The organism is Brevundimonas sp. AVps23W (assembly GCF_058681395.1).
In genome coordinates this window covers 3,080,919-3,101,514 of record NZ_CM178738.1, presented here as the reverse complement: position 1 = coordinate 3,101,514, position 20,596 = coordinate 3,080,919, and the positions used below count along the sequence as shown (strand labels likewise).

The following is a 20,596-nucleotide window of genomic DNA, read 5'->3' as shown; positions in this document are numbered from 1 at the left end:
CGCCTGCCGCCTTTAGGGCCCGGTCCGGCCTTCATCTGGGGATAGATGCAATGATCAACCGCAAGCGCCTCTTCTGGGCGACCACCGCCATCGTCGGCGTCATGGCCGGCGCCGGCGCCGCCTCGGCGCAATCGACCGGTACGGAAGCCGCCGAACTGAACGAAATCGTCGTCACCGGTCAGCGCGGTCCGCGCACCATCGACGGCGCCATCGTCGCTGAAAACGTCGGCAAGAGCCGTTCGACCATCACGCAAGAGTTCATCGCGAGCCAGGCCTCGGGCCAGTCGATCAACGAGGTGCTGAACCTCGTTCCCGGCATGAACTTCACCAACAACGACCCTTATGGTTCGTCGGGCGGCAACATCCGCCTGCACGGCTTTGACGGCAACCGCATCGCCCAGACCTTCGACGGCATGCCGCTGAACGACTCGGGCAACTATGCCCTCTATACGAACCAGCAGCTTGACGGCGAACTGATCGACAAGGCGACCGTCAATACGGGCACGACCGACGCGGACAGCCCCTCGGCTTCGGCGACCGGCGGCACCATCAACATCTCGTCCATCACCCCGACCGAAGATTTCGGTGGCTGGGTCAAGGGCTCGATCGGGGACTTCAACTACAAGCGTGTCATGGCGCTGGTGAACACTGGCGAATTCGGGCCGTTCGGCACGCGCGCCTGGTTCGCCTATTCCGACCAGTCCTATGACAAGTTCAAGGGTATCGGCGACCTGGGCAAGATCCAGTACAATGCCAAGGTGTACCAGCCGATCGGCGATAACGGCGACTTCGTTTCGCTGGCTGCGCACTGGAACCGCAACCGCAATAACAACTACAACGGCCCGAACCTCTTCCGTAACACGGACGGCTCGCTGGGTTCGACGGCCGACACCAGCCCGTTCGGCTGGAACGTCGACTTCACCCCGACCTATACTGCTCCGACCTTCCGCAACGGCACGGCCGATATCGACAGCAACCTGACCAGCTACTGGGGTCTGCGGATCAACCCATCCGACACCGGCAACCTGCGCGGCCAGTCGCGCTTCACCCTGGCTGAAGGTCTGATCTTCACCTTCGACCCTTCGTTCCAGTACGTTCTGGCCAACGGCGGTTCGCAACAAACGACACTGACCGAGACCAACGCCCTGCTGCGCGGCACCCGCACGACGGGCGGCGTGGACCTGAACGGCGACGGCGACACCCTGGACACCGTCCGCGTCATGACGCCGTCCAACACCAACACCCAGCGCTACGGCATCAACTCGTCGCTGATCTGGAACCTGAACGACAACCACTCGATCCGCGCCGCCTACACCCTGGACTGGGCGCGTCACCGTCAGACCGGTCTGTACGGCGAGATCGACTTCTCCAACCCCTCCGCGCCGGTCTTCGCCGACATCTGGGGCGGTCTGAGGGAAGAGGACAACCGGATCGTGAACCTCGATGGCTACGCCCTGCGTTCGCGTGACCGCCTATCCTACGCCGAGTTGAACCAGGGCGCGCTGGAATACCGCGGCAAGTTCTTCGAAGACCACCTGCGCGTCAGCCTGGGCGTCCGCGTGCCCTACTTCAAGCGCGAGATGAACCAGAACTGCTACTCGGCCAAGGGCACCAGTTCGGTGCTCTGCACCACCCAGACGCCGCTTGTCTCCACGCTTTCGACCACCGCAAACGCTACCTACTATCGCTTTGGCAGCGCCACCTCGGGAACGGAGTACATCGCGCCCTACAGCCGCACCAAGGAGTTCGACGACGTCCTGCCGAACCTAAACGCCGTCTGGCGTTTCGACGGCGCCAGCAGCGTCTACTTCTCCTATGCGGAAAGCCTGACCCTGCCGCGCACCGACAACCTGTACACGGTTCTGTACAATACGGCCGGTGAGCTGATCAGCCCGATCCTGGATCCGGAAACCAGCAAGACCTACGACGCCGGCTATCGCTACCAGACCGGCGCCCTGATCGCCTCGGCCAACGTCTGGTACACTCAGTTCCAGAACCGCATCCTGTCGGCCTATGATCCGGAAACCAACATCTCGACCGACCGTAACGTCGGCGACGTGGACATGATGGGCTTCGACGCTCAGCTCGGCTTCTCGCCGATCGAGTCGCTGTCCTTCTACGCCTCGGCTTCGTACAACGACAGCGAGATCCAGGACGACTATCGCTCCAGCTCCACCACCACCATCCCGGTCGGTGGCAAGACCCTGGTGGAAACCCCGGACTGGACCTTCGTGCTCAGCGCCCGTTATGAAACGGGCCCGCTGGAAGCCGGGATCAAGGCCCGCTACGTCGGCGAACGCTGGCTGACCGACGTCAACGATCTGGCCGTTCCGTCCTATACGGTCGTCGATGCGGACGCCAAGTTCGACCTGAGCTACTTCGGCGTCGAAGGCACCTATGTGCAGATCAACGTCACCAACCTGCTGGACGAGCAATACTACGGCTCGCTGGGCACCGGTACGAACTCGAGCTCGTCGCTGTTCGCCAACCAAGGCCCGCCGCGCACGGTTCAGGCCTCGGTCCGCTACGCCTTCTAAGGCCAAGCCAAACTGAAACGACGAAGGGCGGTCCGTTCGCGGGCCGCCCTTTTTCTTTGCCCCGACATGATGATGCCGCCCGCCGTTGAAGTCGGGGGCGGGAGGGGCCATATGGCGCGGCTCGCGTTTCGTCCCGGACCCGCCGCCGGACCTAGACAGGATCAGTTCGCCGATGACCGCCTTCATCCCCGCCGAATGGGCTCCGCACCGCGCCATGTGGGTGGGTTGGCCCAGCCATGCGGAATACTGGTTCGAGGCGCTGGAACAGGCGCAGGACGAGGTCGAGGGGCTTGTGTGGGCGCTGGCCGGACCGGGGCGCGAACAGGTCAAGCTGATGGTCGGCAAGGCCGAGGTGCTGGCGGACGCCCAGGCGCGGTTTGCGGGCGTCGAGAATGTCGAGGTGGTGGCCGGGGAGTTCGGCGACATCTGGCTGCGCGACACCGGTCCGATCTTCGGTGCGGGGTCCAAGACGGCGGCGGCGTTCCGGTTCAACGGCTGGGGCGGGAAATATGACATGCCGGGCGACGAACTGGTCGCGGGCCAGATCGGCGAGCATTCGGGCGTGGCCCTGACGTGGAACGACTTCGTCATGGAAGGCGGGTCGCTGGATCACGACGGGGAGGGGACGGTGCTGACCACGCGCCAGTGCCTGCTGAACCCCAACCGCAACCCGGCCTGGAACCAGGACGAGGCGGTCGCGACCGCGGCGCTGGAGGCCGCAATCGGGGCAAAGGCCGTGCTTTGGCTGGGCGATGGATTGCTGAACGACCACACCGACGGTCACGTGGATAACCTGGCCCGTTTCGTCGCGCCGGGCGTGGTGGCTTGCCCGATTGCCTGGGGCCGCAACGATCCCAACGCCGAGGTCTATGACGCCACGGCGCGCGATCTGTCGTCCATGACCGACGCGGCGGGGCGTAAGCTCCGTGTGCTTAGGATCCCGTCGCCGGGTCTGGTTCTGGATGAGGACGAACGCCCGATTCCGGCCAGCCACATGAACTTCCTGATCGCCAACGGGGCGGTGATCGTGCCCACCTACGGCGACGACCGTGCAGCCGACATGGCGTGTAAGGCGTTGAAGGAAGCCTTCCCGGATCGCGAGATCATCCCCCTGCCGTCCAAGGCCATCCTGACCGGCGGCGGCTCGTTCCACTGTATTTCCCAGCAGGAGCCCGCATGACCCGCAACATCACCGTCGCCGGCATCCAGACCTCTTATGGCGAGGATATGCAGGCGAACATCGCCAAGACCATCGACTTCGTGCGCGAGGCGGCGGGCAAGGGCGCGCAGGTGATCCTGCCGTCAGAACTGTTCCAGGGGCCGTATTTCTGCGTCTCGCAGGAGGAGCACTGGTTTAGCCAGGCCTATGAATGGCGCGAGCATCCGTGCGTCACGGCCATGGCGCCGGTGGCCAAGGAATTGGGCGTGGCCATTCCCGTCTCGATCTTCGAGAAGGACGGACCCCAGTATTACAACTCGCTGGTCATGCTGGACGCGGACGGGGAGGCTCTGGGCGTTTATCGCAAGAGCCACATTCCCGACGGCCCCGGCTATCAGGAGAAATATTATTTCCGGCCGGGAGATACGGGCTTCAAGGTCTGGAAGACGCGCTTCGGCAAGGTTGGGGTCGGCATCTGCTGGGATCAGTGGTTCCCGGAGGCGGCGCGGGCGATGATGCTGATGGGCGCCGACGTCCTGATGTATCCGACCGCCATCGGCACCGAGCCGCATGACGCGAGCCTGCATACGGCTCAACCCTGGCGCCGGGCCATGCAGGGGCACGCCGTGTCCAACGCGGTTCCCGTCGTCGGCGCCAACCGGATCGGGCATGAGACGGTGACGGCGGTCGGCCAGACCTTCTACGGCCATTCCTTCATTGCTGATCAGCAGGGCGAACTGGTCGAGAGCCTGGGCGCCGAGGAGGAGGGGGTGCTGGTGCACCGCTTCGACCTGGATGAGCTGGACAAGTACCGAGCGGCCTGGGGCTTCTTCCGGGATCGGCGGACGGATCTGTATGGGGCGCTGACGGGTAAGGGCTGAAAAACTCTCCGCTCATCCCCGCGAAAGCGGGGACCCAGTTCTTTCGCGTCACCGTGCGTTGGCCATCGAGCACGCATTATTTGCGGCGCCTGAGCGCCCAAAGCGCTGGGTCCCCGCTTTCGCGGGGATGAGCGGAAACTTAGAGACGCATCCCCTCCACCGCAGCCACCAGTCGGTCGAGGTCCGCGGGTGTCGAAAGCCGGTGGTCTCCGCCTTCGATCAAGTCCAGGCGGACGTCGCCGCCCGTCAGCCGCTCGATCAGTTCGACCTGGTGACGCCAGGGAACCACGTCGTCGGCGCGGCCTTGCAGGATGTGGACCGGGGCGGCGATGTCGATGACGCCGTCCAGCAGCAGCCAGTCGCGGGCTTCCTCGAACATGCGGCGGGTCAGGACGTATTCGCCCAGGCCCTCCTCGACGATCAGGGTCTCGCCCTCGCGCAGGATGGCCTGGCGCTCGTGATCGGCCAGGCCCGGCCACATCAGCCGTTCGGTGAAGTCCTGGGCCGGATTGACCAGGATCAGGCCCTTGATCCGTTCCGGCCGCGCCAGGGCCGCCAGCAGCGAGACCCAGCCGCCCATCGAGGAGCCGACGGGGATGACCGGGCCCGACAGGCTGTCGATCAGGGCGACCGCGTCCTCGCGCCAGCGGCCGATCGTGGCCAGGCGCCAGTCGCCCGACGACTGGCCGTGGGCGAAATGGTCGTAGCGGATGAAGTGCCAGCCGCGTTCGCGCGCCGCCGCGTCCAGGGCCAGGGCCTTGGTCCCCTCCATGTCCGAGCGGAAGCCGCCGACCCAGATCACGGTCGGGCCGGCGCCCTCGATGCGTTTGAAGGCCAGGGTTTCGCCGTCGGGGCGGGACAGGTGCTGGATGTCAGTCATGGGCGGTCTTGTGCCTCGACTTTTCTCTTGCGTCATCCTCGGGCTCGACCCGGTTCGTCATCCTCGGGCTTGACCCGAGGATCGGGCGTGACGCACACGGGCGACAGAAGGCGGCCCCGGCCGCAACCCTGCGTCCCGCAGTTCTTGCGCGGCGCCGCCGATCCTCGGGTCAAGCCCGAGGATGACGGAGGAAGATTTGCCCGCACCCCAGGTCCTGTTCGTCACCTCCAACCGCATCGGCGACTGCGTCATCTCGTCGGGCGTGATCCGCGAGATCGCGCGTCAGGTTCCGGGGGCGCAGATCACCGTCGCCTGCGGCCGTCCGCCGGCGCCCTTCTTCCGTTCGGCGCCCGGCGTGGTGTGCACTATCGTGCTCGACAAGAAAAAGATGGCCGGTCACTGGGTCGATCTGTGGAAACAGGTGGTCGGCACGCGCTGGGACCTGGTGATCGACATCCGGGGTTCGGCGCTGAGCTATCTGGTCCCGGCCAAGCGGCGCATCGTCTATAATCGGTCCTGGGAGACGGGGCTGCGCAAGGTCGAGATGGTGTCGCGCCTGATGGGGTCGCAGACGCCGCTGGATCCCGAAATCTTCCTGGACGATCAGGCGCGGGCCGAGGCCGCCGCCGTCATCGATCCGCAGTTGGCCGGCGGCGCCGGTCCCGGTCGCATCATCGCCCTGGCCCCCATCGCCCACCAGCCGGGCAAGAGCTGGCCCGCCGACCGCTGGGGCGCCCTGGTCGAGAAGCTGAAGGCCGAGCCGCGCTTCGACGGTTGGCGGTTCATGCCCGTGGGTGGGCCGGGCGACCGGCCGCCGGCGACCCCGGCCCTGGAGGCTGCGGGACCGCGCGGCATCGACTTCGTCGGCAAGGGCGACATCCTGGCCTCGGCCGCCGCCATCGACCGGGCCGACCTGTTCGTCGGCAATGACTCAGGGCTGATGCACGTGTCGGCGGCCCTGGGGCGGCCGACACTGGGCCTGTTCGGCCCGACCGAGTGGTGGCTGTACGGTCCCTGGGGGCCGAAGACGCGCACGGCGGCCTCGAACGAGACGCGCGGCCAGTTCGCCCCCATCGAGGATCTGAGCGTCGATCATGTCTTCGACGCGGTGCTGGCGCTGCACGACGCCTATATCGCCGGAACGCCCGCCAACCCTTGAAAAACCGGGCTTCCCGGCGCATATTGCGGGCTTGAGGGGAACGTGGCGACAGCCGCGTGCATTCGCTCATCACGACACACGCCTTCTTTGACCACATAAGGAAACGACGCCCATTCGCCGTCCCATGCAAGCGCCACCCGTGAAAGACGGGCCGCGTATGAACCAGGATATCCGCGCCCCTCGCGTTCTGCTCATCGATCAGAATGGCGAGAAACAGGGCGTCATGCCCACCTCCGCCGCTCTGGAAGCCGCCGAGGAAGCCGGGATGGACCTGGTCGAGATCGTCTCCACCTCCGAACCGCCGGTGGCCAAGATCCTCGATTACGGCAAGCACCGTTTCCAGGAGCAGAAGAAGAAGGCCGAGCAGCGCAAGCGCCAGAAGGTCGTCGAGCTGAAGGAGATCAAGCTCCGTCCGAACATCGACACCCACGACTATGAGGTGAAGGCCAAGGCCATGCACCGCTTCTTCGACGAGGGTGACAAGGTGAAGGTCACCCTGCGCTTCCGCGGTCGTGAAATGGCGCACCCGGAACTGGGCATGAAGCTGCTGAACAAGGTCCAGGCCGACTTCGAGGAAGTCGCCAAGGTCGAGTTCTCGCCCAAGATGGAAGGCCGCCAGATGATCATGATCCTGGCCCCGCGCTGATCGACACGATCCACTTCTGACCTGACGAGCCCCGACCGGACCCGGTCGGGGCTTTTCTTTTCGCGCGTTGGGGCGGGCCTCTTGCAACTTGCGCGCGGGGCGGCTGAAAAGGGGCTCGACTCGGGGGAGGACGTGCGTGGTGTTGAGTTCAGGGGTGAAGGCGGTCGCCGTGGCGATCGCAATGTGTCTGTGTGCGGGAAGCGCAGCGGCGAAGGTCCAGACGGCAGCCGCGGCGGAGGTTCCGGGGCCGCCGCCGCTGGAGGCCTACAGCGCCACGCCGGCCATCGAATATATCGAGCTGTCGCCCAGCGGCGAACTGATCGCGCGGATCACCGTGGTGGGCGAGCTTCGGGCCATCGCCGTGACGCGGATGATCACGGGCGAACATCTGTTCGCAGCGAACATCGGCGACGCCAAGGTTCGCGACCTGCGCTGGATCGGCGAGGGGCATGTCCTGGTCGTCACCTCGCAGACGCAAGGGATCCCCTTGCTGGGAGTGCCCCGGTCCGAGCTTTACTTCGGCCAGATTCTGGATCTGGAGAAGAAGAAGCTGGTCCAGGTGCTGGACCGCACGCCGGACGTGCTGGCGGTGCTGTACGGCCCTGCCCTGACCCGCAGCACCGAGGAGGGTGACGCCCTGTTCGTCCGGGGGGTCAATATCAACAACAGCCAGATCGATCTGTACCGGATCAACCTGACCACCGGTCGGGGGCGGTCAGTGGAATCCATGGACCGGGAGACTGACGACTATGTGCTGGACGGCGAGGGGCAGGTGATCGCCAAGGCCCGCTATGTCGAGCGCGGTGGGCGCTGGTCGCTGCGGCTGCCGAAGGGGCCCGGCTTCAGCGAGACCTGGGCGGTCGACGCCCCGGTGGATACGCCCAGCCTGCTCGGCATGGGCCGCACGCCGCGCACAGTGGTCATCAGCGCGGACCGGCCGGATCTGGCGCCGGAGGACGAGGATTCGGAAACGTCGGACGTCCTGTTCGAGATCAATGTGGACACGGGCGTATGGAGCCGGCTGCCGTTCGAGCATCATCCCGATTTTCTGGTCCATCATCCGCGCACGCGCCTGCTGATCGGCGGCGGCCGCACGGAGGAGGACGGCACGCACTACGAATTCATCGATCCGACGGCGGCGCGGCGCTGGGGCGCCATCGAGCGGGCATTTGCGGGCAAGACACCGGTGCTGACGTCCTGGAACGACGCGCAGAATCGGGTGGTCGTGTTCGACGACATCGGGGATTCGGGCCTGTATCAGTTGGTCGATTTCTCGCGAGGGGCCGCGAACATCCTGGCCGAGGCCTATCCGACCATCCTGCCCGCTCAGGTCGGCGAGATGCGTCCGATTCACTATGCGGCGGCGGACGGGCTGGATATTCCCGGCTATCTGACCCTGCCGCCGGGCGTCGAGGCGCCGACGGGGCTGCCGCTAGTGGTGCTGGCGCACGGCGGGCCGGCGTCGCAGGACGTGGCCGGCTTCGACTGGTGGGCCCAGGCCCTGGCGTCGCGCGGCTATGCGGTGCTTCAGGCCAATTTCCGGGGCTCCACCGGCTATGGCCTGGCCTTTATGGAGGCGGGTTACGGCGAATGGGGCCGCAAGATGCAGACCGACCTGTCGGACGGGGTGCGCTGGCTGGCGGCCGAGGGGATCATTGATCCCGAGCGGGTCTGTATCGTCGGCGCCAGCTACGGCGGCTATGCGGCCATGGCGGGCCTGACCCTGGACGCTGGGGTCTATCGCTGCGGCGTCGCTGTCGCCGGGGTGTCGGACCTGCGCCGGATGGTCAACTGGGAGGCGCGACAGGAGGGCCGCAACGATAGCCAGACGGTGCGCTACTGGAACCGGTTCATGGGAGCGGCCCGGCTGAACGACCGGGCGCTGGACGCCCTGTCGCCGGCCCGGCTGGCCGAAACGGTCGACCGGCCTCTGCTGCTGATCCACGGCAAGGACGACACGGTGGTGCCTATCGAACAAAGCCGGGTCATGGCCGACGCCATGCGCCGGGCGGACAAGCCGGTGGAGTTCATCGAACTGCCGGGCGAAGACCATTGGCTGTCGCGCGCCGACACCCGACAGCAGATGCTGCGCGAGACGGTGCGGTTCCTGGAAGCGAACAATCCTGTGGGGCCGAACTGAGGGATTGAATGGAGGCGACGCGACGGCGCTTTTCGCGGGCCAAGCGTCGCGCTAAGCCTGGGGCATGACCCAGACGCCCCCGCCTCCCGCCGTCCGTGCGCCCGCCCTGGCGGTGCTGTTCTCGGTGGTGTTCATCAATCTGGTCGGGTTTGGGCTGGTGGTGCCGCTGCTGCCCTTCTTCGCCCAGAGCCTGAAGGCTGAGGCCTGGCAGATCACCCTAATGTTCTCGGCCTATTCGCTGGGCCAGTTTTTCGCCGAGCCCTTCTGGGGGCGGCTGTCGGATCGGATCGGACGCAAGCCCGTGCTGCTGGTCACGCTGGGGGCCAATGCGGTCGGCTATCTGATGCTGGCCTTCGTGCCTAATATCTGGCTGGCCATCGCGGTGCGGCTGTTCACCGGACTGGGTGCTGGCAATATCTCGACGGTCCAGGGTTATGTGGCCGACGTCACTCCGCCGGCGCAGAGGGCGGGGCGGATGGGGCTGATCGGCGCGGCCTTTGGCCTGGGCTTTATCGTCGGGCCGGGTCTGGGCGGACTGCTGACCCAGCCGCAGCTGGGACGGCTGGGATATCAGTTGCCGATCTTCCTGGCCGCGGCTCTGGCGGCTCTGGCGGCGGTGGGGGTGATGGTATTCCTGCGCGAGAGCCGGGCCAAGGCTGATCCCACGGCGGCGCGTCCGGCCTTCCTGGCGGGGCTGAAGGACGCCCGGACCAATCCGGTGGTGTCGCGGGTTCTGATCGTCACCCTGATCTATATGGCCGGCTTCTCGGCCATGGAGGCGGTGTTCGGTCTGTGGTCCGAGAGCCGTTACGCCTGGGGCGCGCGCGAGGTGGGGCTCAGCTTCATGATCGTGGGGGTGATCTCGACCCTGAACCAGGGCTTTCTGGCCGGGCGGCTGGCGCGCCGGTTTGGCGAGGCGCGGGTGCTGGCGACCGGGATGCTGCTGTTCGGCGCCTCGCTGGTGCTGCAAGTGCTGGCGCCGGTCGAGTGGTTTCCCGCGACCCGGCTGGAGCTGGGCGGCCTGTCCCTGCCGGTGGTGCGGGGGTGGGTCATTCCGATCGTCATGGCCGTCGGCGCCTGCGGCATGTCGCTGGCCATGCCCAATATCTCGGCCATGATCAGCCGGGCCTCGCCGCCGGACCGGCAGGGGGCGATGCTGGGGTTGAACATGGCTTCCAGCTCGGTGGCGCGCATCTTCGGGCCGATGGTGGCCGGGGCGCTGTTCTCGGGCCTGGGGCATGACTGGCCCTTCCTGATCGGCGCGCTTCTGACCATCCCGGCGGCGGTGATGGCGATCAACGCCGGCCGGGCGATCCGGAGAGGGCAGGGGGTGGCGGACGCGCCCGCCAAGTCCTTGTCCTGACTCATCTTGCGTCGGCGGGCGTCTTCGCTTACAAGCCGCGCCTTCGCGTACCGAACCGCCGGGCGAATAGGCATGCCTAGGCGGTTCATAACTCTGGAGAGACACCTCACCCGACGGGCTCAAGCAGTCCGAAGGACGGTAGCCCCTCCAACAAGGAGACTGAAATGCCGAAACTGAAGACGAAGTCGGGCGCCAAGAAGCGCTTCAAATTCACGGCCACTGGCAAGGTGAAGGCCGGGGTTGCGGGCAAGCGTCACCGCTTGATCAGCCACAACTCGAAATACATCCGCCAGAACCGCGGCACCTCGGTCATGGCCGACGCCGACGCCAAGAAGATCAAGTCCTACATGCCGTACGCCTGATCGGCGCGCGCTGTACGACGGATCTCAACCCAAAGAATTTGAAGGAATAGCGACATGGCTCGCGTTAAACGTGGCGTAACCTCGCACGCCAAGCACAAGAAGGTTCTGGAGCAGGCCAAGGGCTTCTCCGGCCGCCGCAAGAATACGATCCGCACGGCCAAGGCCGCCGTCGACCGCGCCGGGCAATACGCCTATCGCGACCGTCGCGCTAAGAAGCGCAACTTCCGCGCCCTGTGGATCCAGCGCATCAACGCCGCTGCGCGTATCGAAGGCTTCACCTACAGCCAGTTCATCAACGGCCTGAACAAGGCCGGCATCGAACTGGACCGCAAGGTTCTGGCGTCCATCGCCGCTGACTCGGTTGGCTTCAAGGCCGTCGCCGACAAGGTCCGCGCCGCTCTCGCCTAAGTCGAGGCCGTTGAGGCAAAGATCAACGCCCGCTCCGGTTCGCCGGGGCGGGCGTTCTTCGTTTTGGTGTCAGGCGGCGGCGGTCTGGGCCATGAGGTCGGCCGAGCGGTCGATCTCGGCGTCGGCCAGCACCAGTCGCATGGCGTTAAGCAGAACGTCGGGCTGGATCGGCTTTTGCGCCACCCCGTTCATGCCGGCGGCGATATAGTCCAACTCGTCGCGTTCGTCGGCATTGGCGGTCAGGGCCAGGATCGGCAGGCGGGCGACCGGGCCGGGCAGGGCGCGGATGGCGCGGGTGGCGGCGAGCCCGTCCATGACCGGCATCTTGATGTCCATCAGGACCAGGTCGAAGGGCCGGACCTGAACCGCCTCCAGGGCTTCCTGACCGTTCTCGGCCATCTCGGCGGTGCAGTCGAACATCTCCAGCAGCTTGGCGGCGACGAAGCGGTTGGTGGGATTGTCATCGACCACCAGCACATGAAGCGTGTCGTGCGGCGTCAGCTCGGCCATGGGCGTGGCCGCGCCCGTCTCGTCGGCCGGGCAGGCGCTCAGGGGCAGGACGACGTGGAATCGCGCCCCGCCCAGCGGCGACACGCCCAGGCCGATGGTCCCGTCCATCCGCTCGGCGATCTGGCGACAGATGGCCAGGCCCAGACCGGCGCCGGCGCCCTCGCGCCCCGCCTTGCCGATATTGAAAGGCTCGAAGATGGTGGCCGCCGCCGTCTCGGGCACGCCGGGGCCGCTGTCGTCCACGGTCAGTTCGATCCTGAGGCCGTCACGCGTCATCTGGCTGGCCAGTGTGACGACCACGCCGCCCGACTGGGTGAACTTCAGGGCGTTGCCGACCAGATTGTTCAGCAGTTGCTTGACTCGCATCCCGTCAGCCTGGACCCAGGGGCTGGATTCGAAGTCGGTGCGGACGGTCAGGCTCAGCGCCTTCTCTTCAGCGCGCGCCCGCCACAGGGCGTCGATGTCGAAGGCCACGGACGACAGGTTCAGCGGCTCTTCCTCCAGGGTCAGCATTCCGGCGGAGGCGCGCGACATGTCCAGGGCGTCGGTCAGCAGCCGCAGCAGGCTCTGGCCGGAATCGATGACCGTGCGGACATAGGGGCGCAGTTCTTCCTGCTCGAGCTTCTTCTCCATCAGGGCGGCGACGCCCAGGACGCCGTTCAGCGGGGTGCGGATCTCGTGGCTCATCACCGCCAGGAACTCGGACTTGGCGCGGCTGGAGGCGACGGCCTCGGCTTCGGCGAAAGCCAGGTCGCGGGCCAGGGCGCCCATTTCCTCGGCGCGCTGGCGGTGCAGGGCGGCCCCGGCCTGCACGACCTGCAAAGCCGTGCCGACGCCCAGATAGCGTCCGTCGGCCACGACGATGAAACCGCTCAACAGGGCGCCCAGCTGAGCTTCGCCATAGACCTCGAAGAAGGTCTCGGCGCTGGTTGCGGCATCGGCGATGGGGGCGTTGCGGTCCATCAGGCTTTCGGCCGGCTTCTTGGCGTACAGCGCACGCCCGAACTCGGCCGCCATCCGCAGGGTGAAGGCGTTGCGCTCGATGATGCCGACAGGGCGGCCGTCGTCCGCCACCACGGCCAGGGCCAGGGTGTTCGGCTCGGTCTGGAACCGGTCGAACACCTCGGCGCAAGGGGTGGTCGGAGCCACCGGCGCGATCAAGTCAACGAAATCGCCAATCAGCGGCATTCGGCCCCCCTCATGTCCACGAAGGCGGGCTTAACCGGTGATATTTAACAACGGCTTTGCCGTTCATGAACCTTTCGCGGCGCGTTTCGGACAAGTCGTCCGCAGGCGGATTAGATATAGACCGGTGTTCGTCGTCTGATGTTTCGGTTAGGCTGAAACCATGATGACACGTGCCCCGATCCTCGGTCTGATGTTGGCTCCGATGCTGGCCCTGGCCCTAAGTTTCCCGGCGGCCGCGCAGGAGCGCCGCGTCGCGGTGACGTTTGACGACCTGCCCTATCAGGCGGCGGATGCGGCCCTTTGCGATCCCGTTCAGTTGATGCGGCTGACCACCGATTTCGTCGCCATGCTCAAGCCGCTGGACACCCATGGAACGGCCTTTGTCAACGAGGGCAAGGTGTGCGAGCCGACACGTGTCTCGACCCTGCCGGCGGTGCTGGATGTCTGGCTGGACGGCGGGCTCGATCTGGGCAACCACAGCTTCAGCCACATCAATATCCACCGCACCACGGCCGAGGCCTATCTGGCCGATGTGGACGCCGGCGCCCCGATCACGCGGGCGGTGCTGGAGGCGCGGGGGCGGACCCTGCACTGGTTCCGCCACCCCTATCTGTTCACGGGGGAGACCCAGGAAAAGCATGACGTCATCGCCGCCGGCCTGGCCCAGCGCGGCTATACGATCGCGCCGGTCACTCTGGATAACAGCGACTGGATGTTCGCCGACGTCTATCGCAAGGCCGAGCAACTGGGCGACGAGACGCTGAAGCGCAGGATCGGCGAGGCCTATGTCGCGCACATGACGACGGTGCTGGACTTCTTCGAACCCTATAGCGCCGAGCTGGCCGGCGGGCGCGAGCCGGCGCAGGTCCTGCTGCTGCACGCCAACAGCCTGAACCAGGTCTATTATCCGCGGATCCATGCCCTGTATCTGGCGCGCGGCTATCGGTTCGTGACGCTGGAGGAGGCCCTGTCGGACCCGATCTACCAACATCGCGACACCTATGTTCGGGCCAACGGAATCTCATGGCTGCACCGCTGGACCAGCACCGAGGGCAAACCCATCCGCTGGGAGCCGGAACCGCCTGCCTGGATCGTGGCGGCCAACAAGGCGCCGGCAGACCAGCTTGCCGCCATCGCCTCCGCGCCCTGATCAGGCCCGCCGCACGCCTTCAAGGGTGACGAATGCGCCCCGGCCCGCTAATGCACGGGCCAAATGACCGATCTCGCCACACTCGAACTCGAACTGATCAACGCCATCGGCGGCGCGGAAACCGTCGCCGCCCTCGAAGAGGTGCGCGTCGCCGCCCTGGGCAAGTCCGGCTCCGTCTCCGGACTGCTGAAGGGGATGGGGGCGATGAGCCCCGACGAACGCCGCGAACAGGGGCCGATGATCAACGGCCTGCGCGACCGCGTCGCCGCCGCCATCACGGCCAAGAAGGCCGAGCTGGAGGCCGCCGAGCTGGACGCTCGGCTTCAGGCCGAGCGCGTCGACCTGACCCTGCCGGCCCGGCCGCGCAGGAAGGGCGGGGTCCACCCCACCATGCAGGTGATGGACGAGATGATCGCCCTGTTCGCCGAGATGGGCTTCGCCGTGGCGGAAGGCCCGGACATCGAGGACGACTTCCACAATTTCACCGCCCTGAACTTCCCGCCCAAACATCCGGCGCGGGAAATGCACGACACCTTCTTCCTGAAGCCGGACCCCGAGACGGGCGAGCGCAAGGTGCTGCGCACCCACACCTCGCCGGTGCAGGTCCGCACCATGATGAGCCAGACGCCGCCGATCCGCATCATCGCGCCGGGCCGCACCTTCCGTAAGGATTCGGACGCCACCCACACGCCGATGTTCCACCAGATCGAAGGCCTGGTGATCGACCGCGACATCCATATGGGCCACCTGAAGACCACGCTTCAGACCTTCATCGCCCGCTTCTTCGAGCTGGATGCGGTTCAGGCCCGGTTCCGTCCGCACCACTTCCCCTTCACCGAACCCTCGGCGGAGATGGACATCCGGTGCGACAGGTCGGGCGGGAAACTGGTGTTCAACACCGGCGATGACTGGCTGGAGATCCTGGGCTGCGGGATGGTGCATCCCAATGTGCTGCGGAACTGCGGCATCGACCCCGATGAGTATCAGGGCTTCGCCTTCGGCATGGGGGTGGATCGACTGGCCATGCTGAAATACGGCGTGCCCGACCTGCGCCCCATGTTCGACGCCGATACGCGCTGGCTGGCGCACTACGGCTTCTCGGCCTTCGCGGCCCCCAATTCAGCTTCCGGCCTTTCGTAATGAAGTTCACCCTTTCCTGGCTCAAGGATCACCTCGAGACCGAGGCCGACGTCCATCAGATCGCCGAGGCCATGACCATGGCCGGGCTGGAGGTCGAAGAGGTTCTCGACCCCGCCGCCAAACTGGCGCCCTTCACCGTGGCCAAGATCCTGTCGGCCGAGCGTCACCCGAACGCCGACCGACTTCAGGTCTGCCAGGTCGAGACCGTCGATGGCGTGAAAGAGATCGTCTGCGGCGCGCCGAACGCGCGGGCGGGCCTGACCACCATCTACGCCCCCATCGGCGCCTATGTGCCCGGCCTGGGCGTGACCCTGGTCGAGAAGCCGGTGCGCGGCGTGGTGTCCAACGGCATGTTGTGCTCGGCCTCCGAGCTGGAGCTGGCGGATGAGAGCGACGGCATTCAGGAACTGCCGCCCGAGATCCCGGTGGGGACGCCGGTGGCCGGTCTGTTCGGCGCGGAACCCGTCATCGATTTCGAAGTGACGCCGAACCGGCCCGACTGGCTGGGCGTCGCCGGTATCGCGCGGGATCTGGCCGCCGCCAGCGTCGGCAAGCTGAAGCATTTCGACATCGCCGTGGTGCGCGGCGGTTTCCCGTCGCCGATCACCGTGCGGCTGGACGCGCCCGAGATGTGCCCGGTCTTCGCCGGTCGCGTGATCCGGGGCGTGAAGAACGGGCCGTCGCCGGCCTGGCTGCAGAAACGCCTGACGGCCATCGGCCTGCGCTCGATCAACCGGCTGGTGGATGTGACCAATCTGATTGCCTACGACCGCGCCCGGCCGCTGCACGTCTATGACGTGGCCAAGCTGGTCGGGACCGAGATCGTGGTGCGCGCGGGCCAGGTGTCGGCCGAGACGGCTCACATCGAAGGCGGCGAGCACGAGCATCTGATCGCCCTGGACGGCAAGACCTATGCGGCCGCCGCGACCGACTGCGTCATCGCCGACGCCGGGGGCGAGCGCCCCATCGGCCTGGGCGGCGTCATGGGCGGCGAATCGACCGGCTGCGACGAGACCACGACCGACGTCTTCATCGAAAGCGCCTGGTTCGATCCGCTGGCGATCGCCCAGACCGGCCGCGCGCTCGGCATCCATTCCGACGCCCAGTACCGGTTCGCGCGCGGCGTCGATCCGGTCTCGGTCACGCCGGGGCTGGAGCTGGCCACGCGGCTGATCCTGGACCTGTGCGGCGGCGAGCCGTCCGAGATCGTCTTCGTCGGCGAGCCCCCAGCCAGCCCGGCGCCCTTCGCCTTCGATCCCGCCTATGTGAAGCGGCTCAGCGGCATGGACCTGGACGACGACCGGATCGGGACCATCCTGGGTCAGCTCGGCTTCCTGGTCACCGCCGGCCCCGCCGATCAGGCCGAGCCCTGGACCGTGACCCCGCCGTCGTGGCGGCGCGACGTCGAGGGCCGGGCCGATCTGGTGGAAGAGGTGGCGCGGATCGAGGGCTTCGACAGCCTGCCCGACACGCCCCTGCCCGAGGTCGCCCGCCCCGCCGGCGGCGTGCTGAGCCCCCGCCAGGCCCGTGTCCGCACGGCGCGTCGCGCCCTGGCCGCCCTGGGCTATGCCGAGGCCGTCACCTGGTCCTTCACCAAGCAATCGACGGCGGCCCTGTTCGGCGGCGGAGACGATCGGCTGGTGCTGGAGAACCCCATTGCGGCCGATCTGGACTGTATGCGCCCCTCGGCCCTGCCCAACCTGATCCAGGCGGCGGCGCGCAACGCCGCGCGCGGCTTCGATGACGCGGCCCTGTTCGAGATCGGCCCCATCTATCTGGGCGACGGTCCCAAGGATCAGCGCACGGTCATCGCCGCCCTGGTCGCCCCACACGCCGCCCGTCACTGGGCCGGCGCCGGCGAGGACGCGCTGTTCGCCCTGAAGGCCGATCTGACCACCCTGCTGGAAGAGATCGGCGCCCCGGTCGCCTCGCTGCAACTGGCCCAGGGTCAGAACCGCGACTGGTGGCACCCCGGCCGCTCGGCCCGGCTGCAACTGGGGCCCAAGAATGTGATGGTCGAGTTCGGCGAGCTTCACCCGCGCGTGCTCAAAGCGCTGGACGCCGACGGTCCGATGCTGGCTTTCGAGATCGTGCTGGACAATGTCCCGGAGCCGCGCGGCAAGTCGGGCAAGGCGCGGGGATCGGCCGACCTGTCGGCCTTCATGCCCCTGACCCGCGACTTCGCCTTCGTGGTCGAGGACGCCAAGCCGGTGGGCGACCTTGTTCGCGCCGCCGCCGGCGCCGACAAGGCCCTGATCGCCGATGTCCGGGTGTTCGACGTCTATCGCGGCAAGGGCGTGGACGAGGGCTTCAAGTCCGTCGCCCTGGAAGTGGTGATCCAGCCGCGCGAGGCGACGTTGGCCGAGGCCGAGATCGAGGCCCTGACCGCCAAGATCGTGGCGGCGGTGGAGAAGCAGGGCGGCAAGCTGCGGGCATGATCCTGTTCCCTCTCCCCTTGCGGGAGAGGGAGACCGCGCACGGCGGCGCAGCCGTCGTCCTGGCGCGGTCGGGAGAGGGGGGCACGGCGGCCGCAAAGTCCAACATCCACCGACCCCTCATCCGACCCTTCGGGCCACCTTCTCCCGCAAGGGGAGAAGGATGCGCGACAGCTACGCCGTAAGCCCCCGTTAACCTTGAAGCCGCAAGGCTGCCGCAAAGGTCGGGGACTCTGTCACAAAGCCCGGCGAACCTGCCGGCCGTCCTTTCGCCGCACCCGGAGCCCCCTCATGCATCGCCGCCAACTGATCCTTTCCGGCCTGGCCACCGCCGCCGGAGCCTCGTCGATGGGCGCCTGCGCCAGCGCCCCGGCCAACCCCAACTACCCGATCCAGTCGGACAACACCGCCCAGTCCTACAGCTTCGACGAACTGGTCGCGGCCGGTTCCAAGGAGCTGGGCATCGCGGCCGAGGCCGTGGGCGGCGCCATCGAACGCGTCTTCGCCGACCAGGGCGACCGCCCCACCGCCTATATCGCCGGCGAAGAGGGCTCGGGCGCTGTCGTCGTCGGCGCGCGTTATGGGCGCGGCGCCCTGCATATGAAGGACCTGTCGGCCTCTCAGGAGGTATTCTGGCAGGGGGCGTCGGTGGGCTGGGACTGGGGCGGCAACGCCAGCCGGGTCTTCACCCTGGTCTATGGCCTGTATCACCCCGACATGATCTACCGCCGCTATCCGGGGGTCGAGGGCACGGCGTATCTGGTCGCCGGTCTGGGCGTGAACTACCAGCAGGCGGACGGGATCGTCCTGGCCCCCATCCGCACCGGCGTCGGCCTGCGTCTGGGCGCCAATGTCGGCACCATGAGCTACAGCCGCCAGCGCAACCTGCTGCCCTTTTGATTTAAGAGATCCGTCCGGGCCTTTCGGCCCGGACGTTGATCGTCAGGCGGCGCAGGCCTCGAACCCGGCCCGCAGCGCAGCCTCGTCCAGTTCGCGGCCGATGAAGACCGCTCGGCTCCAGCGGCGTTCGCTCTCGCCCCATTCGCGTTGCAGGTCGCCCTCCAGGATCATGTGGACGGCCTGGAAGACCAGGCGGCGGTTCTCGCCCTGAACGTCGATAATGCCCTTGGCGCGCAGGATGTTCTGCCCCTGCTCGCCCAGCAGCCGATCCAGCCAGGCGGTGAATTTCGCCCCGTCTAGCGGCCGGTCCAGCGACAGGGAAATCCCCTTGATGTCGTCCTGGTGGGCGTGGCCGCGCGCGCCATGGGAGTGCGCGCCGTGGGCGTGGTCGTGATGATCATGATCATGCCCGTGGTCATGGTCATGATGATGGTGGTCGTGGCCGCAATGCTCGTCGTGGACATGGCCGTCGGCGCCGTGGGGCGGGTTCACGAAGTCCGGCTTGACCTCCAGAATCCGATCCAGGTCGAAGGCGTGCAGGCCCAGCACCTGGTCCAGCGGCACATTGGACCGCTCAGCCCGCACGATGGGCGCCAGCGGGTTCAGCGCCCGCAGACGGGCCTCGACTGCGTCCAGCTCCGCCGGCGTGGCCAGATCGACCTTGTTCAGGATGATGCGGTCGGCGAAGGCCACCTGTTCGCGGGCCTCTTTTGAATCGTCCAGACGCGCCATCACATGTTTGGCGTCGACCAGGGTGGTGACGCTGTCCAGCTGGGTCTTGGCCTTGACGTCCTCGTCGACGAAGAAGGTCTGGGCCACCGGGCCGGGGTCGGCCAGGCCCGTGGTCTCGACGATGATGGCGGCGAAGGCCGGCTTGCCGGGACGCTGGCGCTTCATCAGGCCGGCGACCACGCGGATCAGGTCGCCACGCACCGTGCAGCAGACGCAGCCGTTGTTCATCTCGAACACGTCCTCGTCGGCGCCGACCACCAGGTCGTTGTCGATGCCGATCTCGCCGAACTCGTTGACGATGACGGCGTAGCGTTTGCCGTGATCCTCGGTCAGGATCCGGTTCAGCAGGGTGGTCTTGCCCGCGCCGAGATAGCCGGTCAGGACGGTGACGGGGATCTTGCCGCCAGAACCTTGGGCAGGGGCAGCGGTCGAAACGGGAGCGGCGAGGGTGTCGGTCATAGGCCGCTAGATGGCGGCTGACGCCTCACTTGGGAAGAGGGGCTTTAAGCCTTCTTCACGAACTCGACGCGCAGGACCAGGCCGCGCACCTTCTCGACATTGGCCTCGATCTCGTCGGTGTCGCCGGTCAGACGGATGTTCTTGACCAGGGTGCCGCGCTTCAGCGTCACGCCGCCCGAGCCCTTGACCTTCAGATCCTTGATCAGGGTCACGCTGTCGCCGTCGGCCAGGATGTTGCCGTTCGAGTCTTTGGTCACGTCTTCGGTCATGGCGAAGCTTCTAGCGAGGGGATCGCCGAATATCCACACTCGAGATGCGGGATTTTTGCGTGGTCTCTATGTGTGTTGACGGCTGCTCCCACATCGCGACAGCGACCGGGGAGGTCACGCCTGTTTTCCTTTCGTCATTCCGGGCGAAGGGCCGCTTGGCCCGTAGACCCGGAACCCAGCGGCGCGCGGGAGCGCGAACCTGTCGCGGATTCGATCTTTCAGCATCCTGCGGCGGACCCATTTCGCCTTCGGCGCCGCTGGGTTCCGGGTCTCCGCTG

General features: G+C 66.9%; 17 protein-coding genes. 13 read left to right on the top strand and 4 right to left on the bottom strand.

The features are described 5' to 3' along the window. Positions 1-50: 50 nt before the first annotated feature. The 3 genes from ACW177_RS15040 (at position 51) to aguB (ending at position 4,577) form a co-directional block, all read left to right on the top strand. Complete coding sequence (locus tag ACW177_RS15040) at positions 51-2,537, top strand: TonB-dependent receptor (protein ID WP_492026479.1); 2,487 nt, start codon at positions 51-53, stop codon at positions 2,535-2,537. Between the two features lie 172 nt (positions 2,538-2,709). Next, entirely contained in the window at positions 2,710-3,717 is a 1,008-nt protein-coding gene (locus ACW177_RS15035; RefSeq protein WP_492026478.1) for an agmatine deiminase family protein, read from the top strand. Further along, positions 3,714-4,577: an N-carbamoylputrescine amidase gene (gene aguB, locus ACW177_RS15030; protein ID WP_492026477.1), complete on the top strand. Its 864-nt coding sequence runs from the start codon at positions 3,714-3,716 to the stop codon at positions 4,575-4,577. Before ACW177_RS15035 ends, aguB begins: the two co-directional genes overlap by 4 nt. A 139-nt stretch (positions 4,578-4,716) precedes the next feature. Here the strand turns inward: aguB and ACW177_RS15025 are convergent, their stop codons facing one another. Next, positions 4,717-5,457: an alpha/beta fold hydrolase gene (locus ACW177_RS15025; RefSeq protein ID WP_492026476.1), complete on the bottom strand. Its 741-nt coding sequence runs from the start codon at positions 5,455-5,457 to the stop codon at positions 4,717-4,719. 196 nt (positions 5,458-5,653) lie between these two features. Between ACW177_RS15025 and ACW177_RS15020 the strand changes: the two genes are divergently transcribed. The 6 genes from ACW177_RS15020 to rplT all read left to right on the top strand — a co-directional run bounded on the left by ACW177_RS15020 (position 5,654) and on the right by rplT (position 11,535). Further along, on the top strand, positions 5,654-6,616 hold the full coding sequence (locus ACW177_RS15020) for a glycosyltransferase family 9 protein (RefSeq protein ID WP_492026475.1): 963 nt from the start codon (positions 5,654-5,656) through the stop codon (positions 6,614-6,616). A 124-nt stretch (positions 6,617-6,740) separates the two neighbouring features. Then, positions 6,741-7,262: a translation initiation factor IF-3 gene (gene infC / locus ACW177_RS15015; RefSeq protein WP_271163804.1), complete on the top strand. Its 522-nt coding sequence runs from the start codon at positions 6,741-6,743 to the stop codon at positions 7,260-7,262. A 169-nt stretch (positions 7,263-7,431) separates the two neighbouring features. Continuing rightward, entirely contained in the window at positions 7,432-9,402 is a 1,971-nt protein-coding gene (locus tag ACW177_RS15010) for an alpha/beta hydrolase family protein (protein WP_492026474.1), read from the top strand. A 64-nt stretch (positions 9,403-9,466) separates the two neighbouring features. Then, a complete protein-coding gene (locus ACW177_RS15005) occupies positions 9,467-10,765 on the top strand; it encodes an MFS transporter (protein ID WP_492026473.1) in 1,299 nt (432 codons plus the stop codon). Between the two features lie 164 nt (positions 10,766-10,929). After that, positions 10,930-11,127: a 50S ribosomal protein L35 gene (gene rpmI / locus ACW177_RS15000; protein ID WP_003166435.1), complete on the top strand. Its 198-nt coding sequence runs from the start codon at positions 10,930-10,932 to the stop codon at positions 11,125-11,127. A 54-nt stretch (positions 11,128-11,181) separates the two neighbouring features. Continuing rightward, a complete protein-coding gene (gene rplT / locus ACW177_RS14995; protein ID WP_395945729.1) occupies positions 11,182-11,535 on the top strand; it encodes a 50S ribosomal protein L20 in 354 nt (117 codons plus the stop codon). A 69-nt stretch (positions 11,536-11,604) separates the two neighbouring features. Here rplT and ACW177_RS14990 read toward each other — a convergent pair whose 3' ends face one another. Then, the gene (locus ACW177_RS14990) at positions 11,605-13,233 is read right to left on the bottom strand and encodes a response regulator (protein WP_492026472.1); all 1,629 of its coding nucleotides are present in this window, start codon (positions 13,231-13,233) and stop codon (positions 11,605-11,607) included. A 160-nt stretch (positions 13,234-13,393) separates the two neighbouring features. Between ACW177_RS14990 and ACW177_RS14985 the strand changes: the two genes are divergently transcribed. The 4 genes from ACW177_RS14985 (at position 13,394) to ACW177_RS14970 (ending at position 18,858) form a co-directional block, all read left to right on the top strand. Further along, on the top strand, positions 13,394-14,383 hold the full coding sequence (locus ACW177_RS14985; protein WP_492026471.1) for a polysaccharide deacetylase family protein: 990 nt from the start codon (positions 13,394-13,396) through the stop codon (positions 14,381-14,383). A gap of 63 nt (positions 14,384-14,446) precedes the next feature. Continuing rightward, entirely contained in the window at positions 14,447-15,523 is a 1,077-nt protein-coding gene (gene pheS, locus ACW177_RS14980; RefSeq protein ID WP_492026470.1) for a phenylalanine--tRNA ligase subunit alpha, read from the top strand. Beyond that, positions 15,523-17,961: a phenylalanine--tRNA ligase subunit beta gene (pheT, locus tag ACW177_RS14975; protein ID WP_492026469.1), complete on the top strand. Its 2,439-nt coding sequence runs from the start codon at positions 15,523-15,525 to the stop codon at positions 17,959-17,961. Before pheS ends, pheT begins: the two co-directional genes overlap by 1 nt. Positions 17,962-18,249: 288 nt before the next feature. Further along, positions 18,250-18,858, top strand: a complete 609-nt coding sequence (locus tag ACW177_RS14970) for a DUF1134 domain-containing protein (RefSeq protein ID WP_492026468.1) — start codon at positions 18,250-18,252, stop codon at positions 18,856-18,858. A gap of 42 nt (positions 18,859-18,900) precedes the next feature. On the opposite strand, the gene ACW177_RS14965 is transcribed toward ACW177_RS14970, so the two are convergent. Together ACW177_RS14965 and ACW177_RS14960 are read right to left on the bottom strand one after the other, a co-directional pair. Then, complete coding sequence (locus tag ACW177_RS14965; protein WP_492026467.1) at positions 18,901-20,049, bottom strand: CobW family GTP-binding protein; 1,149 nt, start codon at positions 20,047-20,049, stop codon at positions 18,901-18,903. Positions 20,050-20,093: 44 nt separating this feature from the next. Then, on the bottom strand, positions 20,094-20,318 hold the full coding sequence (locus tag ACW177_RS14960; RefSeq protein WP_492026466.1) for an alkylphosphonate utilization protein: 225 nt from the start codon (positions 20,316-20,318) through the stop codon (positions 20,094-20,096). Between the last annotated feature and the right edge of the window lie 278 nt (positions 20,319-20,596).